The organism is Roseinatronobacter sp., from assembly GCF_051859525.1.
Taxonomy (GTDB): Bacteria; Pseudomonadota; Alphaproteobacteria; order Rhodobacterales; family Rhodobacteraceae; genus Roseinatronobacter.
The window spans coordinates 25,739-49,165 of the sequence record NZ_JBHYFM010000020.1; the positions used below are offsets into that span (position 1 = coordinate 25,739).

Below are 23,427 nucleotides of genomic sequence, written 5' to 3' on the forward strand. Positions count from 1 at the left end.
CATGACAGCAACAGGGCGGCCCGATGGGCCGCCCTGTTTCATCACTGATACTGCCTCAGAAAAGTCTGCTAATCAGACTTCGTTTTCCAGATCTTCGATTGCCTTTTGCAGCTCGTCCTTGCTGACCTCTTTCTCGGTCACAGTGATCTGGCCGATAATGTGGTCAACGACCTTGTCCTCAAAGATGGGCGCGCGCAATTGTTGCTGCATCTGGGGGTTTTTCTGGATGAACTCAAAGAACTGACGTTCCTGACCGGGGTATTGGCGGGCCTGCGCGATTACCGCCTGCGTCATTTCCTGATCGCTGACTTCAACTTCCGCTTTCTGCCCGATATCGGCCAGCAGCAGACCCAGCTTCACGCGGCGCACGGCCAGCTTGTCGCTTTCTTCTGTGGTTTCGATCTCGTCATGGTTATGGTCGTTCTGGTCAACATCGGTCTGGCTGTCATGCCACAACTGATGCGCAATCTGCTTGCTCTCGGCCTCGACCAGCGACGGCGGCAGATCGAAGCTAACCGCCGTATCCAGCGCATCCAGCAAACCGCGTTTCAGGATCGCGCGCGATGCCTGCGCATATTCCGCTTCCAGCCGCTCCACGATCTGGGCCTTCAGGGCAGCCAGATCATCAGCGCCGAATTGCTTGGCCAGTTCGTCATCAATGGTTGCTTCGGCGGGGGCCTTGACGGCCTTGATCGTGCACTCGAACACCGCTTCCTTGCCAGCCAGATGGGCCGCGCCGTATTCTTCGGGGAAGCTGACGGTCACGGCTTTCTCGTCGCCCGCCTTCACGCCGACAAGCTGTTCCTCGAAGCCGGGAATGAACTGGCCTGACCCCAGCACCAGCGGGAAATCTTCGGCAGCGCCACCATCAAAGGCTTCGCCATCGATCTTGCCCAGAAAGTCCATGGTGACCTGATCGCCGTCTTCGGCAGCGCCGTCCTTGTCATCGAACTTCTGTGCCGATTTCGCCAGATTTTGCAGCGCTTCGTCCACCGCGGCATCATCTGCCTTGACCACCGGCTTCTCCAGCGAAATGCCGGACATGTCGGGCGCTTCAATCGCAGGCAGCGCTTCATACGTCAGCGCGACGACAACATCATCGCCTTCCTTCCAATCGTCATTGGTCATCTTGACGTCAGGTTGCATTGCGGGGCGGTCACCGCTGTCTTCAAAATGCTTGTTCATCGCGCCATCAACGGCGTCTTGCATCGCTTCGCCCAACAGGCGCTGGCCAAACTGCTTTTTCAGCAGCGCCATTGGTACCTTGCCCTTGCGAAACCCTTTCATCTCAATGTCGGGCTGCGCCTCGACCAGCTTTTCATTGACCTTCGCGTCAAGCTCGGCTGCGGTCACAGTGATGGTATAACCGCGCTTCAGGCCGTCATTCAGGGTTTCGGTAACTTGCATGGGCGTCCTCACATAAGGTGACAGGCCGCCTGAACGGCGGCCTGGGGAATTTCGGCCTGTGTAAGGGGCTGCGCGCGCAGGATCAAGCCTGATTCTGGACATGTCCGCCGCGAGAGCGCCGTGAACCGGAAAAACCGCACAAACAGGGGCGCGTCAGACCACCCCGTCACGGGCGCAAGCCGCCCCGCGTTCAACCTTATCAAGCAGTTCGGCAAGCTGTGCCTTCTCGGCCGCACTTAGCGTGGCCAGAACGGTATCTTCCTGACTGGCAAGGCGCGCGGCAATCTTTTCAAACAAGGCTTCGCCCGCAGGTGTCGCCCGCAAGGCATAAGACCGTCGATCCTGTGGAACCCTGTTACGCTTGACAAGCCCCAGCTTCTCCAACTCGTCAACCAGAAGCACCGCGCGCGACCGTTCGATATTCAGTGCAAGGCATAGCTGGCTTTGACTCAGATCCGGGTTTTCAACAATCACATGCAAGGCCGAAGATGTCGTAATCCGCATACCGAACCCTTCGATGGCGGCTTGGGCGCTGTTGTGAATATGCACATAGGCACGCTTCATTCGGTAGCCGATATAACGGCGCAGGAAACTGTCCGTTACTGCCGCCTCATCGTTGGACGACCTGTCACCTGACTTGGACCCATCGGGCATAACGCCCCCCTGCTGCAAATATGAACTGCCCGCTAGGATAACCGCAGGCTGTAGGGTTTGCCAAGGCAACAATAGCCCCGCAGGCCGGATTGGCCCGCAGGGGCGGTCATTGACCGATACCCGCCTGTTCAGGTTTCGGCGACAGCGCCCTGTTCCAGCAAGTGGCAGGCGGCGCGTCCTGTGGGTGTGCCGCGCACCTGCGGTATTTGCTGCTTGCACAGGTCAGTCGCAATCGGACACCGCGGATGGAACGTGCAGCCCGAAGGCGGGGTAATCGGGTTCGGGATTTCACCCATCACCGGCTTGCGCCGCCGCCCCGACAAGGCAAGGTCAGGCACCGCATCCAGCAACATGCGCGTATAGGGGTGCTGCGGTTCGGTGAACAGGCGCTTGGCATCCGCTTCCTCGACCAGCCGGCCCAAATACAGCACGCCGATCCGGTTGGCCATGTGCCGCACCACGCTAAGGTCATGGCTGATCAGCAAATAGGTCAGGCCGAATTCATCCTGCAAATCGCGCATCAGGTTCAGAATCTGCGCCTGCACCGACACATCCAGCGCGGATGTGGGTTCATCGCAGACAATGAATTCAGGCTTGGACGACAGGGCGCGCGCAATGGCAATGCGCTGGCGCTGGCCGCCGGAAAATTCATGCGGGAACTTTTCGGCATCACTCGCGGACAGGCCCACGACCTCCAGCAGGCGGCCCACCTCTCGGTTGATATCCGCGCCGCTGGCAATGCCGAAAGTGCGGATGGGTTCGGCAATGATGGACCCCACACGCCAGCGCGGGTTCAGGCTGGCAAACGGGTCCTGAAAAATCATCTGGAAGCGGCGGCGCAACTGGCGCATGGCCGCGCCCTGTTCAAACCGCATTTCCTGCCCGTCAAACAGGATACGCCCGCGCGACGGGTCCACCAGCCCCACAATCATTTTCGCAATCGTCGATTTCCCGGAACCGGATTCCCCCACAAGGGCAAATGTCTCGCCGCGCTTGATTTCAAAATCCACATCGGCGGCGGCGGTCAGGAGCTGCTTTTCCTCGCGTTCCAGAACGCGGTTCAACCACGGTTTGGACACATCAAAATAGCGGGTCAGGCCAGAAACCTGAAGCAAAGGGGTGTCAGTCATGGGCCACCTTTTGCGTTGCGGCATCATACAGCCAGCACGAAACATGCCGCCCGTTGTCGCGGTCTATCAGTTCCGGCCGGTCGGTCCGGCAGCGGTCAAACACCTTTGGACAACGCGGGTTGAACGCGCAGCCCTGCGGGATGGCATTCAGACGCGGCATGGAGCCGGGAATTTGCGTCAGCCGTGCGGCGGTCTGGGTCAGGGTGGGAATGGACCCCATCAGGCCCGCCGTATAGGGGTGCTCGGCCGCCTGAATGACATCGCGCACAGGGCCAATTTCGGCCACACGCCCCGCATACAGGACCGCAACGCGGTCGGCAGTTTCGGCAATCACCCCCATGTCATGCGTAATCAGCATGACAGACGCGCCGCGTTCCGCGCAGATTTCCTTCAGCACATCAATGATCTGCGCCTGCACCGACACGTCCAGCGCGGTGGTCGGTTCATCGGCAAGCACCAGTTCCGGTTCCGCACAAAGCGCAAGGGCGATGACCACGCGCTGGCGCATACCGCCCGAAAAATGATGCGGATAGTCATCAATGCGCCGCGCGGCTGCCGGAATGCCCACACGGTCCAGAAGCGCCACGGCGCGCTTGCGGGCCTCCCCCTCGGACACGTCCATATGCGTGCGGATGGTTTCAATAAGCTGCTGGGCAACAGTATAAAGCGGGTTCAGACTGGTCAGCGGGTCTTGAAAGACCATGCCGATGCGACGCCCGCGAATGCGGCGCATCTTCTCGCGCGGGAGGTTGTCGATCCGTTGCCCGCGCAGCCAGATTTCACCACCCGCAATGCGCCCCGGCGGTTCCAGCAGGCCAATAATGGCCGCCCCTGTCAGCGACTTTCCGGCACCGGATTCGCCCACCATGCCCAGAACCTCGCCCTCGGCAATGTCGAAGGACACTTTGTCCAGCGCACGCAGGGTGCCGCGACGGGTGGGGAATTCCACGATCAGGTCGCGCACAGACAGCAGCGGTGTTTTCTCGGACGGGTTTTCAATCGGGGCAGACATCAGCGCAACCTCGGGTTCAGGGCGTCACGCAACCAGTCGCCCAGCAGATTGACAGACAATGCCAGCGCCAGAAGCGTGATCGAGGGGAACAGCAATATCCACCATTCGCCGGAAAACAGATATTGCTGGCCAATACGGATCAGCGTGCCAAGGCTGGGCTGCGTGGGCGGCACCCCCACGCCAAGAAAGGACAGCGTGGCTTCCGCAATGATGGCCAGCGCCAGCCCGATGGTTGCAATCACCAGCACCGGCCCCATCACATTAGGCAGAATGTGGCGCAGCAGGATTTTCACAGGATGCGCGCCAATCACACGCGCGGCCTGAACATATTCCTTGTTCTTTTCGACCATCGTGGCCCCGCGCACAACGCGGGCATATTGCACCCATTCCGACAGGCCGATTGCCACGATCAGCACCCAGATGGCCATCGCCTCTCGGTAGGCGGGGGGGATGAACCCGCGTGCGACCCCGAAAATCAACAGGGCCAGCAGAATGGACGGGAATGTCAACTGTACATCGGCCACGCGCATCAGCAGGCTGTCGACCCACCCCCCGCGATAGCCTGCAATCAACCCCAGCGATATGCCCAGAACCATGGCAAACAGAACCGCCGCAAACCCCACAAACAGCGAAATCCGCGCACCATACAGAATGGTTGAAAACACGTCGCGGCCCTGATTGTCAGTGCCCAGCCAATAGACATTGCCAGTGAATGCATTTGGTTCCATCGGTGGGGTAAACCCGTCCATCAGGTTCAGCGATGCAGGGTTGAACGGGTCATAGGGCGCGATCAGCGGCGCGAATATAGCCGCCAGAATGATGATGACGGACACCACGGCCGCAACCACCGCAACCGGTGACTTGCGGAACGAATAGGCGATGTCGCTGTCCCATGCGCGGCCAATTCTGCCAACGGGGCGCGGTTTTTGCGTCTCACTCATGGCGCAAGTCCTTTCAGTGGCCAGCCGCGCTGCGGTCCAGCCGCAAACGTGGGTCGACCATGTAATACAGCAGATCAACAATCAGGTTGATCACAACGAACACCAACGCAATCAGCATCAGATAGGCCGCCATCACCGGCACATCGACGAACCGCACAGAATTGATGAACAGCGCGCCCACACCTGGCCACTGGAACACCGTTTCGGTGATGATCGAAAACGCAATGATGGACCCAAGCTGCAAGCCCGTGATGGTGATCACTGGCACAAGCGTATTTTTCAGCGCATGGCCGAAATGCACGGCACGGTTCGACAGGCCCCGTGCACGGGCGAATTTGATATAATCGGCGCGCAGCACTTCCAGCATTTCGGCACGCACAAGCCGCATGATAAGCGTCATCTGATACAGCCCCAGCGTAATCGCCGGCAGGATCAGCGACATGCGCCCGCTTTCGGTCAGAAACCCTGTGCGCCACCAGCCGCCCAGATTGACCACCTCGCCGCGCCCGAAGGAAGGCAGCCACTGCAATTCAACCGCGAACACCCAGATCAGCAGCACACCGATCAGGAATGTCGGCAGGGACACCCCGATCAGCGACACTGTCATGACGGAACTGGACACCCAGCCACCGCGCCGCAGGGCCGTGTAGACCCCGAACCCCACACCAAAGATGAATGCCGCAACACCCGATACCAGCGCCAGTTCCAGTGTGGCGGGCAGACGCGACAGGATCAGTTCCATAACAGGTTGCTGAAGCCGGTAAGAGATGCCGAAATCGCCAACCACTGCGCGGGTCAGGAAGTTATAGAACTGCATGACAAACGGGTCGTTCAGCCCCAGCGCATCGCGCAATTCCATGCGTTCCGCCAGCGTCGCTTCCTGTCCGACCATGGATGCGATCGGGTCACCCACGAACCGGAACAGCGCGAAGGCAACCAGCGCCACGGCCAGCATGACAATCACGGATTGCAGCAACCGTCGAAGGATGAACGCAAGCATGCCAAACTCTCCCAGCAGAACAATAGTCAGCAGTACTGACATAAATGAAGCGCCCGCGTGCCGTAAATCACGCGGGCGCCAAGGTCAAGCCGTGCTTAGTCGAAGGTTACCGTTGTCATACGCGGCTGGTTTTCGGGATGCACATCCAGCGAAATACCGTCGCGCATGGCATAGGCCAGCATCTGGTTATGCACATTCAGGAAGATGCGTTCTTCCATCACTTCTTCCCAGATTTCCGCAATGACAGCATCGCGCGCATCCAGATCGGTCATTGTTGCCAATGACTGGATTTTCGCGTCCAGATCGGGGTTCGAATAGCGCGTGCCGTTGAACGACCCGTAAGACCCTTCGCGCGTGTGCACAAGGAAATCAAACACATACTGGCTGTCGAATGTTGGCACACCCCAGCCCAGAAGGTAGAAATCGGTTTCCCAATTCTCGATCAGCGGGAAGTGCAGCGAGCGCGTTTGCGACACCAGATTCACGCGGATATTGGCGCGTGCCAGCATGCCGACCAATGCCTGACAGATCGCTTCGTCGTTCAGATAGCGGTCATTGGGGCAGTTCAGGTCAACGCTGAACCCGTCGGGATAGCCTGCTTCGGCCACCAGTTCGGCCGCGCGGGCGTAGTCGGGTTCGCCAAACGCATCCAGTTCTTCGGTCCAGCCGTTCACAAACGGCGGCAAGGGCGCGGCCGAGGGTTGCGATTCACCGCGCATCACCACCTGACGAATGGCGTTGCGGTCCAGCGACAAGGCCATCGCTTCGCGCACTTCAGGCTTGGCGAAGGGGTTGTCTTCCGCATCGGACGAGGCCAGACGGTCCGACGTCATGTCATAGCTGAAGAAGATGTTGCGGTTTTCCGGCCCGCGCATAACCTTGATGCCGTCAGTCTGTTCCAGCCGGGCAATGTCTTGCACAGGAACGTCCTGCACCACGTCCACTTCACCCGACAACAGCGCAGCAACGCGGGTCGCGGCTTCTGCAATCGGGGTATAGATAATCTCGGTCACGGCGGGCGCGTCAGCCCAGTGCCCGTCAAACGCCTGCAACACAGTGCGCACTTCTGGGTCACGTTCGACCATGACATACGGGCCGGTGCCGTTGGTGTTGCGCACGGAATAGGCTTCTTCGCCTGCGGCGAAGTTGGGCGCGGTTTCAACACCGTTTGCTTCTGCCCATGCCTTGGACATGATGAAGGTGTTGGTCAGGTTCTGCACATACAGCGGCGCGGGGCCGGACAGGCGCACATGCACTGTGGTGTCGTCAACAGCGGTCACTTCTTCCACTGCGGCATGCAGGGCGGCCATGCCCGATGGCGGCGTGCGCGCACGGTCCAGCGAGAAGACGACATCTTCTGCGGTCATGGGGGTGCCGTCATGGAATGTGACGCCTTCACGGATCTGGAATACCCAGACCGTGTCATCCTCTTCGCTGATGCCCCATTCCGTGGCAAGGCTGGGCGTCAGGCTGCCGTCCACAGCACGGCCCACCAGCGTTTCATAGATATGGTGGTTCAGCGTATGGGTGGGGCCTTCGTTCTGGCTGTGCGGGTCCAGCGTCAGCGCATCGGCAACACGCGCCCAGCGCAGTGTTTCGGCATTGGCGGCACCGGCGAAGGCCAGCGCAACAGCAGCGGCCCCCAGCATAAGACGCGCGCGAACCCCCGTCTGGTTGAGTTTTGGTGACATCGAAATCTCCCTGTCATGTGGTGACATCCCGTTTCGGCGCTTCGTGCACCGTGTCGGGGACTGAAGGAAGGCTGGATAATATTGACCAAAGAGTCAATTCCCCTTTTCCACCGGACACAACTTCCCCTAGGGCAAGCAATGGCCTGCTTGCCCTACATTTGCGCAAAGGCAACGGGGGCGGGAAATTACTGCGCAGCCACTTCCGAGGTGTCGCGCACTGGGGCCACAAGGGTTTTGCGCGCAATCAGGACATAGAAGGCAGGGACGACAAATAACGTGAACAGCGTGCCGACCGAAATGCCCGAAAAGATGACCAGACCCATTGAAAACCGCGCCGCAGCCCCTGCCCCGCTGGCCACCATCAACGGCACCACACCCAGCGCTGTCGCTGCCGTTGTCATCAGGATCGGCCGCAAACGCAACCGCGCTGATGTGACAATCGCCTCCGCGCGGCCCTGCCCCTTGTCGCGGCGCAACTGGTTGGCGAATTCCACCAGCAAAATACCGTGTTTGGTGATCAACCCGATCAGCGTGATAAGCCCGACCTGCGTATAGATATTCAGCGTCCCCAACCCCAGATTCAGCGGCACAATCACCCCGAAAATGGACAAGGGCACTGACATCAGCACGATGAACGGGTCGCGCAGGCTTTCAAACTGTGCGGCCAGCACCAGATAGATCACGACGATTGCCAGCGCGAAGGCAAAGATGATTGTGTTGCCTTCCGACTGCTCCAGCCGTGACTGGCCCGCATAATCCAGAAAAAAACCGTCGGCCAGTTCGGCACGCGCGATTTCCTCCAATGCGGCCAATCCGTCGCCTGTGGATGTGCCGATCATCGGCATGGCCGTCAGTGTCGCGGAATTCAGCTGGTTGAATTGTTCAATCGACTGGGGGGCAACAGCCGTGCTGATTTCCGTGACCGCAGACAAGGGCACCATATCGCCAGACATGGACCGTATGTGGTATTCGCCCAGCCGTTCGGGATTGTCGCGGTATTCCTGCGGCACTTGCATGATGATGTCATAGCTTTTGGAATCGCGGTCAAACTGGGCAATCGCGCCATCCCCCACCAGCAGCCCAAGGGCAGACCCGATCTGGTTGGCAGGAATGTTCAGCGCGGCGGCGCGGTCGCGGTCAATGGACACAACAACCTGTGTGGTGTCAAAGGACATGGAATTCTGGACAACCAGAAACCGCCCCGATGCCTCGGCGGCCAGTTTAATGCGCTCGGACATCTCGTACACCTCGGACGGGTCGCCGGTGGACTGGACAACCAGCGATATGGGCAACCCACCCCCCGCGCCGGGCAGGCTGGGCGGCGCAAAGACGAAGGCCTGCACCCCCGCAATCGGGGCCAGCCGCGCCTGCAAATCCTGCTGGATCTCGGCCTGTGTGCGGCTGCGGTCGGCCCAGTCATCGAAGGCCCACAGCATTATGCCGCTATTGGTCGCGCCGCCAAAGCCAACGATCGAAAAATTCGCCCGCAATTCCGGCAGATCCGATGTGCGCGCGGCCATATCCGCAATGTAATGGCTGGTATAATCGATGGTGGCATAGGATGGCGCGTTCACAAATGAAAACAGCGCGCCAATATCTTCTTCCGGGGCCAGTTCGCTGGATGTTTTGGTGAACAAGAACCCCGTCACGCCGGTCAGGACAACCACAATCAGCATTGTGACCGGCGTGAAGCGCAATGTGGATGTCAGGCGGCGTGCATACCATGTTTCCAGACGGCCAAAACCACGGTCCAGCATGGATTGGAACCTGTTGCCGCCGCCGCCCGCACGCAGCACACGCGCGGCCATCATGGGCGAAATGGTCAGCGCGACCACCCCCGATATGAACACCGCCCCCGCCAGCGCCACGGCAAATTCCCGAAACAGCGCGCCCGTCAGCCCGCCGATGAAAAACAGCGGCAGGAACACCGCGATCAGCGTCATCATCATGGAAATAATGGCCACGGACAATTCACGCATGGACGAGAAGGCCGCCTGCAACGGGGTTTGCCCGTTCTCGATATGGCGCTGCACGTTTTCCACCACGATGATGGCATCATCCACCACCAGCCCGATGGCCAGAACCATGGCCAGCAAGGTCAGCAGGTTAATGGAATACCCCGCCACAAACAGCATGAACAACACGCCCACCAGCGACAGCGGGATCGCCACCAGCGGAATGGAAACGGACCGCACGGACCCCAGAAACAACAGGATAATCAACGCGACAATGGCCGTTGCCAGAACAATGGTCACCAGAACTTCGTTGATGGACGCCGAGATTTGTTCGGTGGCGTCATACATCATTTCCATGGTCATGCCGTCGGGCAGGCTGGCCTGAATGGCGGGCAGTTCGTCCAGCACCGCCGCCGCCACATCCAGCGGGTTCGCCGCAGGGTTGGGAAACACGCCAATGAACGTGCCGGGCCGCCCGTCGAATGACACCACCATGTCGGTGCTGGCCGCCGCCAGTTCCACGCGCGCCACATCACTAAGGCGCACAACATCATTGCCGGACCCCGACAGCGGCAACTGGCCAAAAGTTTCGGGCGTTTGCAGCGTGGAATCAATGTCGATCGCATAGCCCACAAGTTCGTTGCGGGTGCGCCCCGGCGCGGCCAGAAAATTCGCGGAATTGATGGCTTGTGCAACTTCTGCCGCGGTCAGCCCCTGACCGGCAAGGCGCACTGGGTCGATCCAGACCCGCATTGCGTAATTCGCAGCCCCCATCACTTGCGATTCCGCCACCCCTTCGATGGTGGACATACGCGGAACGATCACGCGCTCTATGTATTCGGTGACCTGCTCGGCACTCATGGCGGGGTTCTGAACCGCCAGATACATGGTTGCGAATGTCTGGCCCGTGCCTTTGACGATATTGGGGTCTTGCGCGTCTGATGGCAGACGAGAGCGCACCTCCTGCACCTTGGACATCACCTCGGTCAGGGCAATATCGGGGTTCTGGCCCAAGGCCATGTTCACGGTCACAACCGACGCGGACGGGCGTGACTGGCTGGTGACATAATCCACCCCTTCCGCCGATGCGACAGCGGCAGAAATCGGCGCGGTAACGAAGCCCTGAATCAATTCCGCCGACGCACCGGGATAGATTGTCGTCACGGTTATGACGGTTTCATCCACCTGCGGATACTGGCGCGTTTGCAGTCCGAACGCACCCATCAGCCCCAGCAGGACGATCATCAGCCCCAGAACGGTGGACCCGACAGGGCGCTTGATGAACGGTGCGGATATGTTCATTGCGCCACCTGCGGGGTTGTCGTGTCAGAAAGGGTGACAGGGGCGCGGTTGGACAGCCGGTTCTGGCCCGCGCTGACCACGCGGTCGCCTGCGTCAATCCCTTCGACAATTTCAACAACGCCATTGTTGCGCCGGCCCGTTGTCACAAATGTCTGCCGCACGACCAACTGATCGGCGTCATCTTCTGACGGGCGCACAACATAGGCAAAATCGCCATACAGGCTGGTCACAACCGCGTTTTGCGGCAGGGCAATCACGCCATCTTCCTGCGGCAGGCGAATCTCGACGCGGGCAAACTGGCCCGGTGTCAGGGCGCGGTCGGGGTTTTCCACTGTGCCGCGCAGCGACACCATGCGCGAATTCGGGTCTACGCGCGGATCGATCCCGCGAATCTCGCCGCTGAAACTGCGGTCATCGCCCTGCACGCGAACATCCAGTGCCTGACCAATGGACAAGGCAGGCAGCGCCTGCTCCGGCAGGCTGAAGTCGATGCGCATCTGGTCAAGATCCTGCAATGTCGCAACAATTGTGCCCGGCGAAATATTCTGGCCGATATCGACACGCGGCAAGCCGATAACGCCACCAAACGGGGCCACCAGCCTGCGCTGCGAAATCACCGCTTCGGCGCGGGCCATTTGCGCCGTCGCCACATCGAATGCAGCGCGCGCCTGATCCAGTTGCACATTGGCTGTGACACCACGGCTTTGCAGTTCCAGCGCGCGGTCCAGATTCAGCCGCTCCAGCGCAAGCTGGCTTTGCGCAGCAGTCAGATCGGCGCGCTGCACCTCATCATCAAGGCGCAGAAGAATATCACCATGCCCCACGTCCGAATTCGACTCAAACCCGATTTCACGCACGATGCCCGCAGCCTCGACCGTCAGGTCCACACCCTGCGCGGCGTTCACCGTGCCAATGGCGTTCAGCACGGGCGACCAGGTGGTTGGCTGCACCTCTATGGTTTCCACCGGCAGCGCCTGTACGGGCCGGTTGGCCAGAAACTGCGCAATCATCTGGTCACGAAACAGGTTGAACCCGACCAGACCACCACCAAGAAGACCAAGCAGCACGGCTGCGATTATAAAGCGCTTCAGCATCGGGTGTCATATCCATTCAGATAGGTGATTGCATTTTTCGGGGTGTCACTATACCGTCTGGACGGTTTAGTCAAGAATGCACAGGAGTAGAGAGTGAGCAAAACCCCAAGATCCGCCGCGCAGACACGGCAGCTTATTCTGACCGCCGCTGAAACCCTTGCGCGCCAGCTTGGTCCGGCCAATATCTCGCTGGATGCGGTAGCCGCCGCCGCTGGTGTTTCCAAAGGGGGGTTGCTGTATCATTTCCCGTCCAAGGCAAAATTGCTGGAAGGGCTGGTCGCCGACCATATGGAACGGCTGGACATCGCCTTGCAGCAGCAGCAAAGCTCCGGGCGCACGAATGCCGTCATCCAGTCATTTCTACAACATTTTCTGGATGAACAGGCACAGGGCACCCCGCCGCCGACAGGGTTACTGGCAGCATTTGCGGAAAACCCCGACATGCTGAGGCCCGTGCGCGAACATTCCAAGGTTTTTCTGGAACGCATCAGATCAAATGCGTCAGACCCCAACCTTGCAACGCTGGCCTATATGGCAGTGCAGGGTTTGCGCAGCGCTGAATTGCTGGGCACGCCGGTGCTGGACCGCGATGCGGCGCTTGATCTTGTCAAATGGGCGCAGACCTATCTTGCCGATCACGCAGACGACACACCCGCAGATCCCTAGAATCACGCCAGAACCTGCGCCAGAAAGTCACTTGTGCGCGCATGGGCCAGTTCCGCCGCCGCCGCCACATAGGACGCCCGCGCATCATTGGCGAAGGCATGGCCTGCATCATACAAATGAACTGTCAGTTCCGGCCATTCGGCCTGTGCCTGTTGCAGCATATCCATTGGCACATGGTCATCATGGCGCCCGAAATGGCCCAGAACCGGCACCTGCAACGGATGCCCCGCATAGGCGGACAAGCGCGTGCCGTAAAACACCACCGCACCCGCCACCGGCAAATGTTGCGCCGCATGAATTGCCAGCCCGCCACCCCAGCAAAACCCCATGACCGCGACCTTGCCCGCAATGGCCTGAACGGCCTGAATGGCGGCGGCAATATCGCGTGAAATGTCTGCAATATCGGCCTGCATCATCAAGTCCCGCCCCGCAGCACCCTGATCAAACCCCAGAACCGTGGCGGGCTGCTGGCGGTCAAACAAGGCAGGTATCGCCACGCAATAGCCCTGCGCGGCATAACGCGCGGCAACGGATTTCAACTGCGCGGTCACACCGAAAATTTCCTGCAACACGACAATGCCCCCACGCGGTGCACCTTCGGGGGCAATCATCCAGCAATCAAATTCATGCCCGTCAGCGGCCCTAAGTCTTTGGTCCATATCCTTCCCCCGATATTGCTGTTTGCGGGCCATGATCCCGCATGTCAGAAAAATTGCAAGGCGGTTGCGCATCATGGCAAAATCGCAGATGCAAGCTGCATGCGCCCGCGCCGGTCTTGCCGGATGCAAAAGGACAGAAATCTATGACCATTTACGTTGATGCCGATGCCTGCCCCGTCAAATCCGAAGTCGAACGCGTGGGCACGCGCCACAAACTGCGCATGGTGATCGTCTCGAACGGGGGGATACGCCCTTCGGCCAACCCGTTGGTGGAAAGTGTCATCGTTGCCGAAGGCCCCGATGTCGCCGACAAATGGATCGCGGAACATGCAGGGCCGGGCGATATTGTCATCACGGGCGACATACCGCTGGCCGCAAAATGCATTGAAGCAGGCGCGCAGGTGCTGAAACATAACGGCGAGGTTCTTAGCGCCGCAAATATCGGCAATATCCTTGCCACACGCGACCTTATGGCTGACCTGCGGGCGGCGGACCCGTTCTTGCAAGGCAAGGGGCGCGGCTTCACCAAGGCGGACAGATCGCGCTTTCTGGATGCGTTGGAACAGGCTGTGCGCCGCGCGGCCCATCGCTAGGGCATCATCGGATCATGCCGCACGCCCAAGTATCGGCTGGGCGCGCAAACTGGTCAGGCTGCGCCACAGCCATTCCCAAGGGCCATGCACAAAATGGCGAAACCACAGATGCGCGAAACTGGTCAGCACAATAATGGTGCCGATCGCAAGCGCAATAACAGCCGATGTGCCCAGCTGCCCGATCAACTGGAACCCCCACCCGTAAAACAGGATCTGGCCCAGAATCGATGACCCCAGATACCCGGTCAGACTCATCCTGCCCAAAGGGGCCAGCAGCGTGTGAACCCGTTGCATGCGCGGCCCGTGCAAGGCCGCCGCCAGCAATAACAGATAGCCCAGCGCCATAAGCGGTGTGTCCAGATACAGCAGGAACCACCCCCCACGCGGCGTATCAGCCAAGTGCAACACAATGCTTGCGGCCAGCCCTACAGCAAGCAGAAGCGCACCGGCCCTGAACATTTCCGTGCGCAGCGTCATAAGGCGCTGTGGCAGATCGCTTCGACCAACAGCAAGCCCCAGCAGGAACAGCCCCGTCAACATGAACGCCCGCAAGACCAGCATGCCCGCAGCGCCATCGGCGGCCCCTGTAACCATGTTCAGGTTCTGGCTGATCGCGTCCGCATAATTCTGCGAGGCGAAGGCTTGCAGGCTTTCGTCATGCCCTTCAGGCACAGGGGCAGGCGCATCAATGCCACTAAGCGCAAGTACAAGCGGTCCCGCAAGAATCAACCCCGCGCCCAGCCCGATGATGGTGCGCTGCGACAGTCGTGCCGCCAGCGGCAGCAAAAGCCCCAGCGCGGCATATGTCATCAATATGTCCGCCCAAAACAGGAAAATGGCATTAAATGCCCCGATCGCGCCAAGCACCACGAACCTGCGCCACACCTGCGGGGGTGCCGCGACCGTATCCGGCCCGGAGCGTTGCAGGATCATGCTGAAACTGAACCCGAACATGAAGGAGAATGCGGCAAGGGCCTTGCCATCCAGAAACAGGTCCAGAACCTGCCATAACGCAAGATCCACGGCCCCAAGGGTCTGCGCCCGCAACTCGGGTCCCAGATAGGCCAGACCGGAAAACGTCATCATATTCATGATGATCACAACGCCCAACGCAACGGCACGCACGGCATCAATGCGGGTATTTCGCTGGCTTTGCGACAGGGTCATCTGCCCGTTTCCTTTTTCAAAAAAATGGCCATCATTCAGGGCACGCAGCTTATAACGCCCCAGAACGAATGCCAGTTCCCCTGCGCCAATGCCTGCAAAATGGGCATTTCCTTGCCGATCACGGCGAATTGCCGTTGACCCGATCGCCCCCCTCCACAAGGCGCGCGCGGCACAGGCCGACTGTTCAGCAGGGGGTCAAAAGGGCCGGTCAGTCGGGCGGATTAACAAAATCCACAAGATCTTCAATCGCCTGCATGGACCATTCCGGACGGCCCAGCAGCATGGCCCATGCCTTTGCATAGCTGGCAAAGGAATATCTGTGCCCGTATCCGCGCGGCGGCTTTACGGCTGTCATCATATCGACCGCAAGCTGCAGGAACGATACGACCGGCAACCACTGCAAATCCGGCGACACGTCTGGCCCGCGCGGCCCGCTCATCCAGTCAGGGCGGCGCCACGCGGCGCGCGGGTCGAAGAAGGTGACAGCATCGCTGGCATGCTGAAGATACAGGATGCGGAAACTGCCCCAAGGGGCCGTGCCAGTCGGGGCCAGCCCTGTCTGGTTCATGAAACGCACTGCACTTCCGTCCCGATATGTCGGCAACCATGCCGGGGTGCCGGGATTGCGGTTGCGCGTCACCTCGGACCATGTGGGGCTGTTGAAGGGCGCGCCCACCCAAAGCGCGCCATTATACGGATCTCCCACAACCTGATGCAAATCATGGCTGAGTTCGGAATTCAGCGCCCCCAGACTTAGCCCGTTCAAATACAATGCAGGCCGTGTATGAGGGGGCAAGCTGCGCCAGTAGCCATACACTTCGGCAAATACGGCGCGGGCGGTTTCGACGCCATATTCAGGGTCACTTAACAAGGCAAGCCAGCTGGCGACATAGGAATACTGCACCGATACTGTCGCAACATCACCATGCGTTATGTATTCCAGCGCCTGTTGGCCGGATGAATTGACAGTTCCCGTCCCTGTCGGCGTGGCAATAACCAGCGTGCTGCGCGAAAACGCGTCGATGCGCTGCAATTCGGCCAGGGCAAGTGCTGCCCGCGAGGCAGGGTCCGGTGCGGCGTTCAGCCCGACATAGACGCGCAAGGGTTCCAGCGCGGGCGCACCTGTGGCGGCCTCGATCTGGGCGCGGTCCGGCCCTGCGGCGATCATTGCGCGTCCGGTCCGCCCAAGTTCCTCCCAGTCCAGCAGCGATCCGGGTGCGCCGGTTTTGCGCGGGTCATCGGGGCGGGGGCTTGCCTCCTCGAACACGCCATCAAGCCCGGCATAAACGCGGTCCACCGCTGTCAGCGCCCCGCGCACCAGAACCCCGTTGCCAATATTCCAGAACAACAAGGCCGTCAGCATGATCGAGATCAGCAAGGCTTGCGGGCCAGGCAGAACCCGCGACAATGCGCTGGACAGTTTCCGCACCACCAGCGACGACAACCGCGCGAACCAGACCAGTAACAGGAACACACCCATTGCACCTGCCGCAATGGTAAACGGGCGCACAGTGTCCACAGGCGGCATTTCCATCAACGCGCGCAACCCGTTTTGCCATTCCGACGCCTGCCATAGTGCGGCCGCACCGGCCAGAACACACAGAACCGTCACAACGGCACGGATGCCCGCACGCGCCCTGTGTGGCAATGGCGGAAATTCAAGCCTGTGCCACAGTGCCGAAAGCATCAGCCCGATTGCATATCCCGCGGCCAGACTGACACCGCTTAGCACCGCCTGCACCAGCGTTTCCCGCGGCACAAGGCTGGGCGTCAGCGACACCATAAAGAACACCGTCCCCAATATCAGCGCAGGCAGGCTGGCAAATGGAAGCCACGCAACCGTTTTCCGCAGAACACCAAGCAACACGTTCATAAACGCCCAAACACTGCCAATTTGGCATTACATCCGGCACATACCAGCGTAACCGCACCCGTGGGCGCGGGGCGGATCATACTGGAATGCCCCTGATATTTAGTCATCACCATACCTGTTTTATAAAGGCTTGCCCATCGCGCAACAAGGCACGTGCCGTTCACGATATGCAAAAAGGCAGCATGATTCCGACCGCCAGAAGGGGATCTTCGGTCAGGGTCGCCCCCCGCGAAACGCCCGTAGCCCGACCGCTGTGCAGTCATGTGATGACGGGTATCAGCAGCGCAACCGGAAATTCACATCAGATCAGATGGAACGATCCTGTGTGTGGTGCGTTCACATGGAAATGTGTTTGCAAAAAAGGAACAACAAATGAAACCGCTGATCTTTCTGCTTGGCCTGACAACTCTGGCTGCATGTGCGACTGTCGAAGGGGCTGGGCGCGACATGCAAAGCGCCGGCCAAACAATCAGCCAGGAAGCGCGGCAAGCACAAACCGCAAGGTAAAAGAAGCCGATTTGCGCAGCCCCCTTCCCCAGCCACCGGAAGGGGCGCGCCTAGAGTCCGTCGCGTTCATTCGCATTCACGCGACGGACTCTAGTTTATTTCTTCCGCATGTTTCTATGCGAAAAACCGGTTCACACTTTTGCGCAACACGCTCTAGCCGCGCGCACGCCGGCGCAACAGCCAGATAAAGAACACCCCGCCCACAAGGCCGGTGACAATTCCGATTGGCATGTCCTCTGGCCGCATCAATGTGCGCGCCACGATATCGGCCCAGACCAGAAAAATTGCGCCCACCAGCATGGATGCGGGCAAAACGCGCACATTGTCGCCGCCAACAACCAGCCGGACAATATGCGGCACCATCAACCCCACAAACCCGATAACACCGGAAAACGCGACCATAACGCCGGTAACAAGCGCCGCGACCACGAAACACGCGATACGAAAGCGGACGACAGGAATACCAAGGGTCGAGGCCGTCTCATCCCCGATGGTCATTGCGTTCAGCGATCCTGCCACTGCGCGAAACCAGATCGCAGCCCCCGCAAGGATCAAGGCAGGCCATACCAGATGCGCCCATTGCGCCAGCCCCAAACCGCCCAGCATCCAGAATACAACCGTATGGGCGGCGCGCGGATCGCCCAGAAATATCAGCACATTGGCCAGCGCCATGACAATGAAGGACACCGCCACCCCCGTCAGCACCAGCCGGTCCGCGCTTGTGGCCTGCGCGAAACTGGCCACCGACAGCACCAGAAGGGTTGATGCAAGCGCACCGATAAAGGCCAGAAGCGGCACTGTGGCAAGGCCCAGAAACATGCCGGTATGCAACAGTGCCAGAATGGCCCCGAATGCCGCCCCAGATGAGATGCCCAGCAAATGCGGGTCCGCCAGCGGGTTGCGCGTGACCGATTGCAACACTGCCCCCACAAGCGCCAGCCCGGCCCCCACAAGCGCCGCCAGCAACGCACGCGGCAAACGGATTTCCCACACAATCGCCGCACGCCCCGCCGACCAGTCGGGCGTGACCAGACCGGGGAAAAGTTTGTCCACGATCACGCCCCACACCATGCCCAAGGGAATGGGCACGGCACCGATACTGACAGCCGCCGAAATCGACAGAACAAGCGCGCCCACCCCAAGCCCCCACAACCCGTGACGCACCGGACGTGCCAGAACCGGCATGCGCGCCTTGGCGGCCAGAACAGGGGCGGCGGTTTCAGGGCTTGGGGTGGTGCGCATTGTCATTGCCCGTGAAAGGCAGCGGCCAGCGCGCGGATGGCGCGAATATTGCGCGGCCCGGGTGTGGCCTCGACATATTCCAGCACCACAAAACGGTCATTCACCACCGCGTCCATATCCGCAAAGGCCGGATTGGACTTCATAAACCCGATCTTCTGCTCGGCGGTGACTTCGCCGTAATTGACGATGATGATGACTTCGGGGTTCCGCTCGACCACCGGCTCCCACGCCACGCGGGTCCAGCTGCTGTCGACATCATCCATGATGTTGCGCCCGCCCGCAGCTTCGATCATGGCGGTGGGCATGGCATAACGGCCTGCGGTAAAAGGCGTGTCCTCGCCACTGTCATAAACAAAAACGCGCAACGGGTCTGTATCGGGGATGGTTGCTGCAATCTCGGACAGTTCGGCCTGCCAGCCGGTGATCAATTCCTCGGCGCGGTCATCCACACCAAAAATTGCGCCCAGATTGCGGATATCATTGAACATATCGTCAATCGCCACGCCATCGCGCGGCATGATGTGAATGCAGCTTTCGGTCAGTTCATATACTGCAATATCAAAGGGGTGTAATGTATCAGGCGTCACCTCGCCGCCCACGCGCATGCCGTAATTCCAGCCTGCGAACCAGAAATCCAGATCAGCGCCGATCAGCACCTCGCGCGTGGGGTAGCGTTCGGACAGTTCAGGCAGTTCGCCAATGTCGGCGCGAATTTCCTCGTCCAGTTTGTTCCAGCCCGAAATGCCGGTATATCCCACCATCCGGTCATTCAGACCAAGAACCAGCATCATTTCTGTCAGGTTCACATCATTGGATGCCGCGCGCGCAGGGGGCGCGTCAAATGTCACCTCTCGGTCGCAGCTTTGCACGGTAACGGGGTGGGCCAATGCGGGCGCGGCGAATGCCGTGGCAAGCAGGGCAAGGGGAAGGGATTTCATGCGCGTTTCTCCTGTTGCATGTCATCAAATAGTGAAAAATCAAATCGGGCAGGGCCGCGCGGGTGCGCATGCACGCCAAAGGCGCGCGCGATCAGGTCAGGGGTCAGCACCTGCGCCACAGGGCCGAACGCCAGCGGCTGGCCGCCCTTCAGAACCAGCAGATCATCGGCAAACCCCTGCACCAGATTAAGGTCGTGCAGGGACGCAACCACCGTCGCGCCAAGCCCGCGCACCAGCCGCAGTACTTCCAACTGATGGCGAATATCCAGATGATTGGTCGGCTCATCCAGCACAATAAGCCCCGGTTCCTGTGCAAGCGCGCGGGCGACCATGACGCGCTGACGTTCGCCCCCCGACAGCGTGCCAAAAGGGCGCAAGGCAAAGTCCTGCAAATTCAGGCGCTCCAGCGCATGCTCGACGATATGGGCGTCCTGTGCGGACGGGCCGGACAGGGCACGGCGATGGGGCGCGCGGCCAAGGGCCACGATTTCCGCCACACTCAGGGCAAAATCCGTGGGCTGTTCCTGCAACACAGCCGCCACGCGCTGCGCGACAGCGCGCGCAGGCATGGCGTGTATATCCCGCCCGTCCAGCAGCACACGCCCTGACTGGGGTTTGTGAAAGCGGTAGATCAACCGCAGCAGGGTTGACTTGCCCGCCCCATTCGCGCCCAGCACGCCCAACACGCGCCCCGCACCAAGGGTCAGACTGACGGGATCAAGAATGCCCGCCCCCCAGGACACCTGTTCCAGTGCCAGCGCGGCGGGTAGTGGGGCAGGGCAACTCATTGCAGGGCCTGCGCAACAACGCGCCCCTGCAACAGAACCTGATCCGCGCCGGCAAGTTCCAATTCCCCTGCGGTTGCGCGCCAGTTCAGCACGCAATGGTCACAGGCATGGCATTCGGTAAATGTGACTTGCCCGTCCATATCGGGCATCGTGCCCGTCATCTTGCGCGCCGCGCCCAGCGAGTTGGATAAACGCTGCAGAAATTCCAGACCCATAAGGCATGGGCCTGAACGGCTGACGCAGCGCGTGCATGTCGTCAGGTCAAATGTGTAGTGATACATGGTGCCCCCTGCAGGAAGTAGCAGGGATACAGGCGTGCTTGTCACACCTTACGCAATGATGCGCAATCGTCATATGCCCTCCTCCGGACACCCCGCCCGGGTTCGTGTTTCGGTTGAGATGGCAGGTCTCCTGGCTCGCGGCTATTGTGTTTCCCCGCCTTCCCGAACCGTCCGGTCCAGTGGCATGAGGGGGGACACACCGCTTACAGTTGCGGGGGCAGCACCGGAATAAGAGAGGGTCTTCTCCGCACCGGTTTCCCTATTCTCCCGACATGTGTGTCGGGCACCATCTGTCTATTCGCCTAGCGCAAGGCTGCGGTTCATTCAACATAATTCGTGACCCGATCCCCGCGTTGTTGCGCCCCGCCGCCCCATTCCCCGCGATTGCGGGCCATTTCAGAACGGCTCTGACAGGGTATGCGCCGTCATGCCCTGTGCGCTTGCCACCTGTTCTGGCTGCATATGAAGCATTGCAAAACTTGCGTTCAGGTCTTCTTTGGACATGTCACGCGCAATCACCACAATGCGGCTGGTGCTTTCACCCTCGCGCCAGTTTCGCAAGGGGACCGGCGGCTCGAATATGTGCTGCACGCCGTGAAACACAAATGGTTTAGGCACGCCCTGCAAATGCACGATACCCTTCAGTCGCAGGATATTGCTGCCTTTCAGGGCGATCAGCGTATCCAGCCAGAAGTCGAACACCTCAACAGGGATCGGGTTTTCAAGTGTGATCGATGCCGTTGATATCCGGTCATCGGTTGCATGGTGCGACGGGGCAAGCTGACCTATGGGGGCCTGTGCCTTGGCTGTGCGCAGACCAGAGAGGCCGGCGAGGGGGTCTGCAGCGGGGGTATCTGCGGCGGGGGCCGCTAGCCAGTTCAACGCCTGATCGGGCGTATCCGCACTGGCCCCAAGCCCCAAGCCCCACAACGCGCCCGTGGGGACACCGCCGTTGTTTGCATGAATACGCGGGGCCGTCCGGTTCAACTTGTCCAGCCGTGCGCCCAGTGCATCCAGTTGGGCCGCATCAATCAGGTCACGCTTGCTTAATACGATGCAATCCGCCATGGCGATTTGCGCCTGCGCCTCGGCATGGCGGTTCAGGGTGTCCACGCCAAGCACGGCATCCACAACCGTTACAACCCCGTCCAGCGCATAATTCGGTGCCAGAACCGGATCGACCAGAAGCGTATGATAGACCGGGCCAGGGTCCGCCAGACCTGTGGTTTCAATCACCACACGGTCAAACGACAATTCCCCGCGCGCGCGCCGCGCCAGAAGCGAAATCAGCGTTTTGGACAGATCACCGCGAATGGTGCAGCAAATGCACCCTGCGGGCATTAGCACCACATCTTCGGCGGCTTCCTCTATCAGGTCATGGTCAAGGCCCGCTTCGCCGAATTCATTGACAACAACGGCCACGCGGCCTGCATGGGCGTCATGCAACAGGCAGTTCAGCAAGGTCGTCTTGCCAGCCCCCAAAAAACCGGTCAGCAAGGTTACAGGAATGCGGTCGGACATGGTCATGCAGCAGCGGGCTTTCTTTGGTCGGGGGGGCGGATATCGTGATAATGCATAAATGTTATATTATAACATTTTTATTTGCAAGGCCCTGCATTGACGCAGGATCGTCGCGCAGCGCTGTCAATTTCAGCCGAAGGTATCGCATTCTTCAAACGCTTGTGCCAGAAAGCCGGTGTCGCCTGCCCCGTCAGGGGCCGCGCTATTGGACGAAGTTGGTGAACGGATTGTTGTAATGCAGATTCAAAGATTGGCCATTGACGGGGTGCTGTTGATCCAGCCGCGGCGGTTCGGCGATGCGCGCGGCTGGTTTTGCGAGACATGGAACCCCCGCGCGCTGCAAGATGCAGGCGCGGCCTTGCCCGATTTCGTGCAGGACAATCACAGCTATTCCGCCCCGCGCCACACGTTGCGCGGGTTGCATTACCAGCGTCCCCCCCATGCGCAGGACAAACTGGTGCAGTGTTCGCGCGGCGCGATTCTGGATGTGGCGGTTGATGTGCGCGCAGGGTCGCCCAGCTACGGGCAATGGGTCGCGCAGGAATTATCAGCCGAGAACGGCGCGCAACTTTTCGTTCCCAAAGGGTTCCTGCACGGCTTTCTGACCCTGACAGATGATTGCGAAGTGCAGTATAAATGCTCGGACTACTATGCGCCGGAATGTGACGGTGCGGTGCGGTGGGACAGCGTTGGAATTGATTGGGGCACGGATGCGCCTGTCTTGTCGGACAAGGACGCGCAGGCAGTGGCGTTCACGCGGTTTGAAACCCCTTTTCAGTATGAAGGTTAGGCCATGAAACTGCTTGTTACAGGGGGCGCGGGGTTCATCGGGTCGGCGGTGGTGCGGCTGGCGGTGGGGCGCGGGCATCGCGTTGTCAATCTGGATGCGCTGACTTATGCGGCGTGCCTCGACAATGTGGCCAGCGTGGCGGACAGCCCGCTTTATGCGTTTGAACATGCCGATATTCGCGACCGCACTGCGCTGGAGCGGATTTTTGCCACACAT

General features: G+C 60.1%; 22 protein-coding genes and 1 riboswitch. Of the genes, 5 read left to right on the forward strand and 17 right to left on the reverse strand.

Annotated features, from left to right (window positions below; genetic code table 11):
- Positions 1 to 72: 72 nt before the first annotated feature.
- From tig to ACTIE1_RS13165, 9 genes are all read right to left on the reverse strand, one after another.
- A complete protein-coding gene (tig, locus tag ACTIE1_RS13125) occupies positions 73 to 1,407 on the reverse strand; it encodes a trigger factor (protein ID WP_439562112.1) in 1,335 nt (444 codons plus the stop codon).
- 153 nt (positions 1,408 to 1,560) lie between these two features.
- Positions 1,561 to 2,061, reverse strand: coding sequence for a MarR family winged helix-turn-helix transcriptional regulator (locus ACTIE1_RS13130; protein ID WP_439562111.1), 501 nt, complete (start codon positions 2,059 to 2,061; stop codon positions 1,561 to 1,563).
- Positions 2,062 to 2,189: 128 nt separating this feature from the next.
- Positions 2,190 to 3,191, reverse strand: coding sequence for an ABC transporter ATP-binding protein (locus tag ACTIE1_RS13135; RefSeq protein WP_439562110.1), 1,002 nt, complete (start codon positions 3,189 to 3,191; stop codon positions 2,190 to 2,192).
- Positions 3,184 to 4,203, reverse strand: a complete 1,020-nt coding sequence (locus ACTIE1_RS13140) for an ABC transporter ATP-binding protein (protein WP_439562109.1) — start codon at positions 4,201 to 4,203, stop codon at positions 3,184 to 3,186. The genes ACTIE1_RS13135 and ACTIE1_RS13140 overlap by 8 nt, the downstream gene beginning before the upstream one ends.
- Complete coding sequence (locus tag ACTIE1_RS13145; RefSeq protein WP_439562108.1) at positions 4,203 to 5,144, reverse strand: ABC transporter permease; 942 nt, start codon at positions 5,142 to 5,144, stop codon at positions 4,203 to 4,205. The genes ACTIE1_RS13140 and ACTIE1_RS13145 overlap by 1 nt, the downstream gene beginning before the upstream one ends.
- Positions 5,145 to 5,157: 13 nt before the next feature.
- Positions 5,158 to 6,144 (reverse strand): ABC transporter permease, encoded by a 987-nt coding sequence (locus ACTIE1_RS13150; RefSeq protein ID WP_439562156.1) that lies wholly within the window; start codon positions 6,142 to 6,144, stop codon positions 5,158 to 5,160.
- 95 nt (positions 6,145 to 6,239) lie between these two features.
- Positions 6,240 to 7,835, reverse strand: coding sequence for an ABC transporter substrate-binding protein (locus ACTIE1_RS13155; protein WP_439562107.1), 1,596 nt, complete (start codon positions 7,833 to 7,835; stop codon positions 6,240 to 6,242).
- Positions 7,836 to 8,020: 185 nt separating this feature from the next.
- Positions 8,021 to 11,092, reverse strand: a complete 3,072-nt coding sequence (locus ACTIE1_RS13160) for an efflux RND transporter permease subunit (protein ID WP_439562106.1) — start codon at positions 11,090 to 11,092, stop codon at positions 8,021 to 8,023.
- Positions 11,089 to 12,186 carry an efflux RND transporter periplasmic adaptor subunit gene (locus ACTIE1_RS13165; RefSeq protein WP_439562105.1) on the reverse strand — a complete coding sequence of 366 codons (1,098 nt, stop codon included), beginning with the start codon at positions 12,184 to 12,186 and terminating at the stop codon, positions 11,089 to 11,091. Before ACTIE1_RS13165 ends, ACTIE1_RS13160 begins: the two co-directional genes overlap by 4 nt.
- Before the next feature lie 93 nt (positions 12,187 to 12,279).
- On the opposite strand from ACTIE1_RS13165, the gene ACTIE1_RS13170 reads away from it, so the two are divergent.
- Positions 12,280 to 12,852, forward strand: coding sequence for a TetR/AcrR family transcriptional regulator (locus ACTIE1_RS13170; RefSeq protein WP_439562104.1), 573 nt, complete (start codon positions 12,280 to 12,282; stop codon positions 12,850 to 12,852).
- A gap of 2 nt (positions 12,853 to 12,854) precedes the next feature.
- Here ACTIE1_RS13170 and ACTIE1_RS13175 read toward each other — a convergent pair whose 3' ends face one another.
- Positions 12,855 to 13,511 carry a dienelactone hydrolase family protein gene (locus tag ACTIE1_RS13175; RefSeq protein WP_439562103.1) on the reverse strand — a complete coding sequence of 219 codons (657 nt, stop codon included), beginning with the start codon at positions 13,509 to 13,511 and terminating at the stop codon, positions 12,855 to 12,857.
- 143 nt (positions 13,512 to 13,654) lie between these two features.
- Between ACTIE1_RS13175 and ACTIE1_RS13180 the strand changes: the two genes are divergently transcribed.
- The gene (locus tag ACTIE1_RS13180) at positions 13,655 to 14,104 is read left to right on the forward strand and encodes a YaiI/YqxD family protein (RefSeq protein ID WP_439562102.1); all 450 of its coding nucleotides are present in this window, start codon (positions 13,655 to 13,657) and stop codon (positions 14,102 to 14,104) included.
- Positions 14,105 to 14,116: 12 nt separating this feature from the next.
- On the opposite strand, the gene ACTIE1_RS13185 is transcribed toward ACTIE1_RS13180, so the two are convergent.
- Both ACTIE1_RS13185 and ACTIE1_RS13190 read right to left on the reverse strand, forming a co-directional pair.
- Positions 14,117 to 15,271, reverse strand: coding sequence for a DUF418 domain-containing protein (locus tag ACTIE1_RS13185; RefSeq protein WP_439562101.1), 1,155 nt, complete (start codon positions 15,269 to 15,271; stop codon positions 14,117 to 14,119).
- A 208-nt stretch (positions 15,272 to 15,479) separates the two neighbouring features.
- The gene (locus ACTIE1_RS13190) at positions 15,480 to 17,144 is read right to left on the reverse strand and encodes an alpha/beta hydrolase (protein ID WP_439562100.1); all 1,665 of its coding nucleotides are present in this window, start codon (positions 17,142 to 17,144) and stop codon (positions 15,480 to 15,482) included.
- 372 nt (positions 17,145 to 17,516) lie between these two features.
- Between ACTIE1_RS13190 and ACTIE1_RS13195 the strand changes: the two genes are divergently transcribed.
- Positions 17,517 to 17,651, forward strand: coding sequence for an entericidin A/B family lipoprotein (locus ACTIE1_RS13195; protein ID WP_439562099.1), 135 nt, complete (start codon positions 17,517 to 17,519; stop codon positions 17,649 to 17,651).
- 153 nt (positions 17,652 to 17,804) lie between these two features.
- Here the strand turns inward: ACTIE1_RS13195 and ACTIE1_RS13200 are convergent, their stop codons facing one another.
- The 5 genes from ACTIE1_RS13200 to ACTIE1_RS13220 form a co-directional block, all read right to left on the reverse strand.
- The gene (locus ACTIE1_RS13200; RefSeq protein ID WP_439562155.1) at positions 17,805 to 18,836 is read right to left on the reverse strand and encodes a FecCD family ABC transporter permease; all 1,032 of its coding nucleotides are present in this window, start codon (positions 18,834 to 18,836) and stop codon (positions 17,805 to 17,807) included.
- 59 nt (positions 18,837 to 18,895) lie between these two features.
- Positions 18,896 to 19,831 carry an ABC transporter substrate-binding protein gene (locus ACTIE1_RS13205; RefSeq protein WP_439562098.1) on the reverse strand — a complete coding sequence of 312 codons (936 nt, stop codon included), beginning with the start codon at positions 19,829 to 19,831 and terminating at the stop codon, positions 18,896 to 18,898.
- Entirely contained in the window at positions 19,828 to 20,619 is a 792-nt protein-coding gene (locus ACTIE1_RS13210) for an ABC transporter ATP-binding protein (protein WP_439562097.1), read from the reverse strand. Before ACTIE1_RS13210 ends, ACTIE1_RS13205 begins: the two co-directional genes overlap by 4 nt.
- The gene (locus tag ACTIE1_RS13215) at positions 20,616 to 20,900 is read right to left on the reverse strand and encodes a hypothetical protein (protein WP_439562096.1); all 285 of its coding nucleotides are present in this window, start codon (positions 20,898 to 20,900) and stop codon (positions 20,616 to 20,618) included. The genes ACTIE1_RS13210 and ACTIE1_RS13215 overlap by 4 nt, the downstream gene beginning before the upstream one ends.
- 103 nt (positions 20,901 to 21,003) lie before the next feature.
- Positions 21,004 to 21,206: riboswitch (cobalamin riboswitch) on the reverse strand.
- A gap of 90 nt (positions 21,207 to 21,296) precedes the next feature.
- Positions 21,297 to 22,427, reverse strand: a complete 1,131-nt coding sequence (locus ACTIE1_RS13220; RefSeq protein ID WP_439562095.1) for a CobW family GTP-binding protein — start codon at positions 22,425 to 22,427, stop codon at positions 21,297 to 21,299.
- A 229-nt stretch (positions 22,428 to 22,656) separates the two neighbouring features.
- On the opposite strand from ACTIE1_RS13220, the gene rfbC reads away from it, so the two are divergent.
- Positions 22,657 to 23,211, forward strand: a complete 555-nt coding sequence (gene rfbC, locus ACTIE1_RS13225) for a dTDP-4-dehydrorhamnose 3,5-epimerase (protein WP_439562094.1) — start codon at positions 22,657 to 22,659, stop codon at positions 23,209 to 23,211.
- 3 nt (positions 23,212 to 23,214) lie between these two features.
- Positions 23,215 to 23,427: NAD-dependent epimerase/dehydratase family protein (locus ACTIE1_RS13230; protein ID WP_439563438.1), on the forward strand; the 213-nt coding region annotated here is incomplete at its 3' end.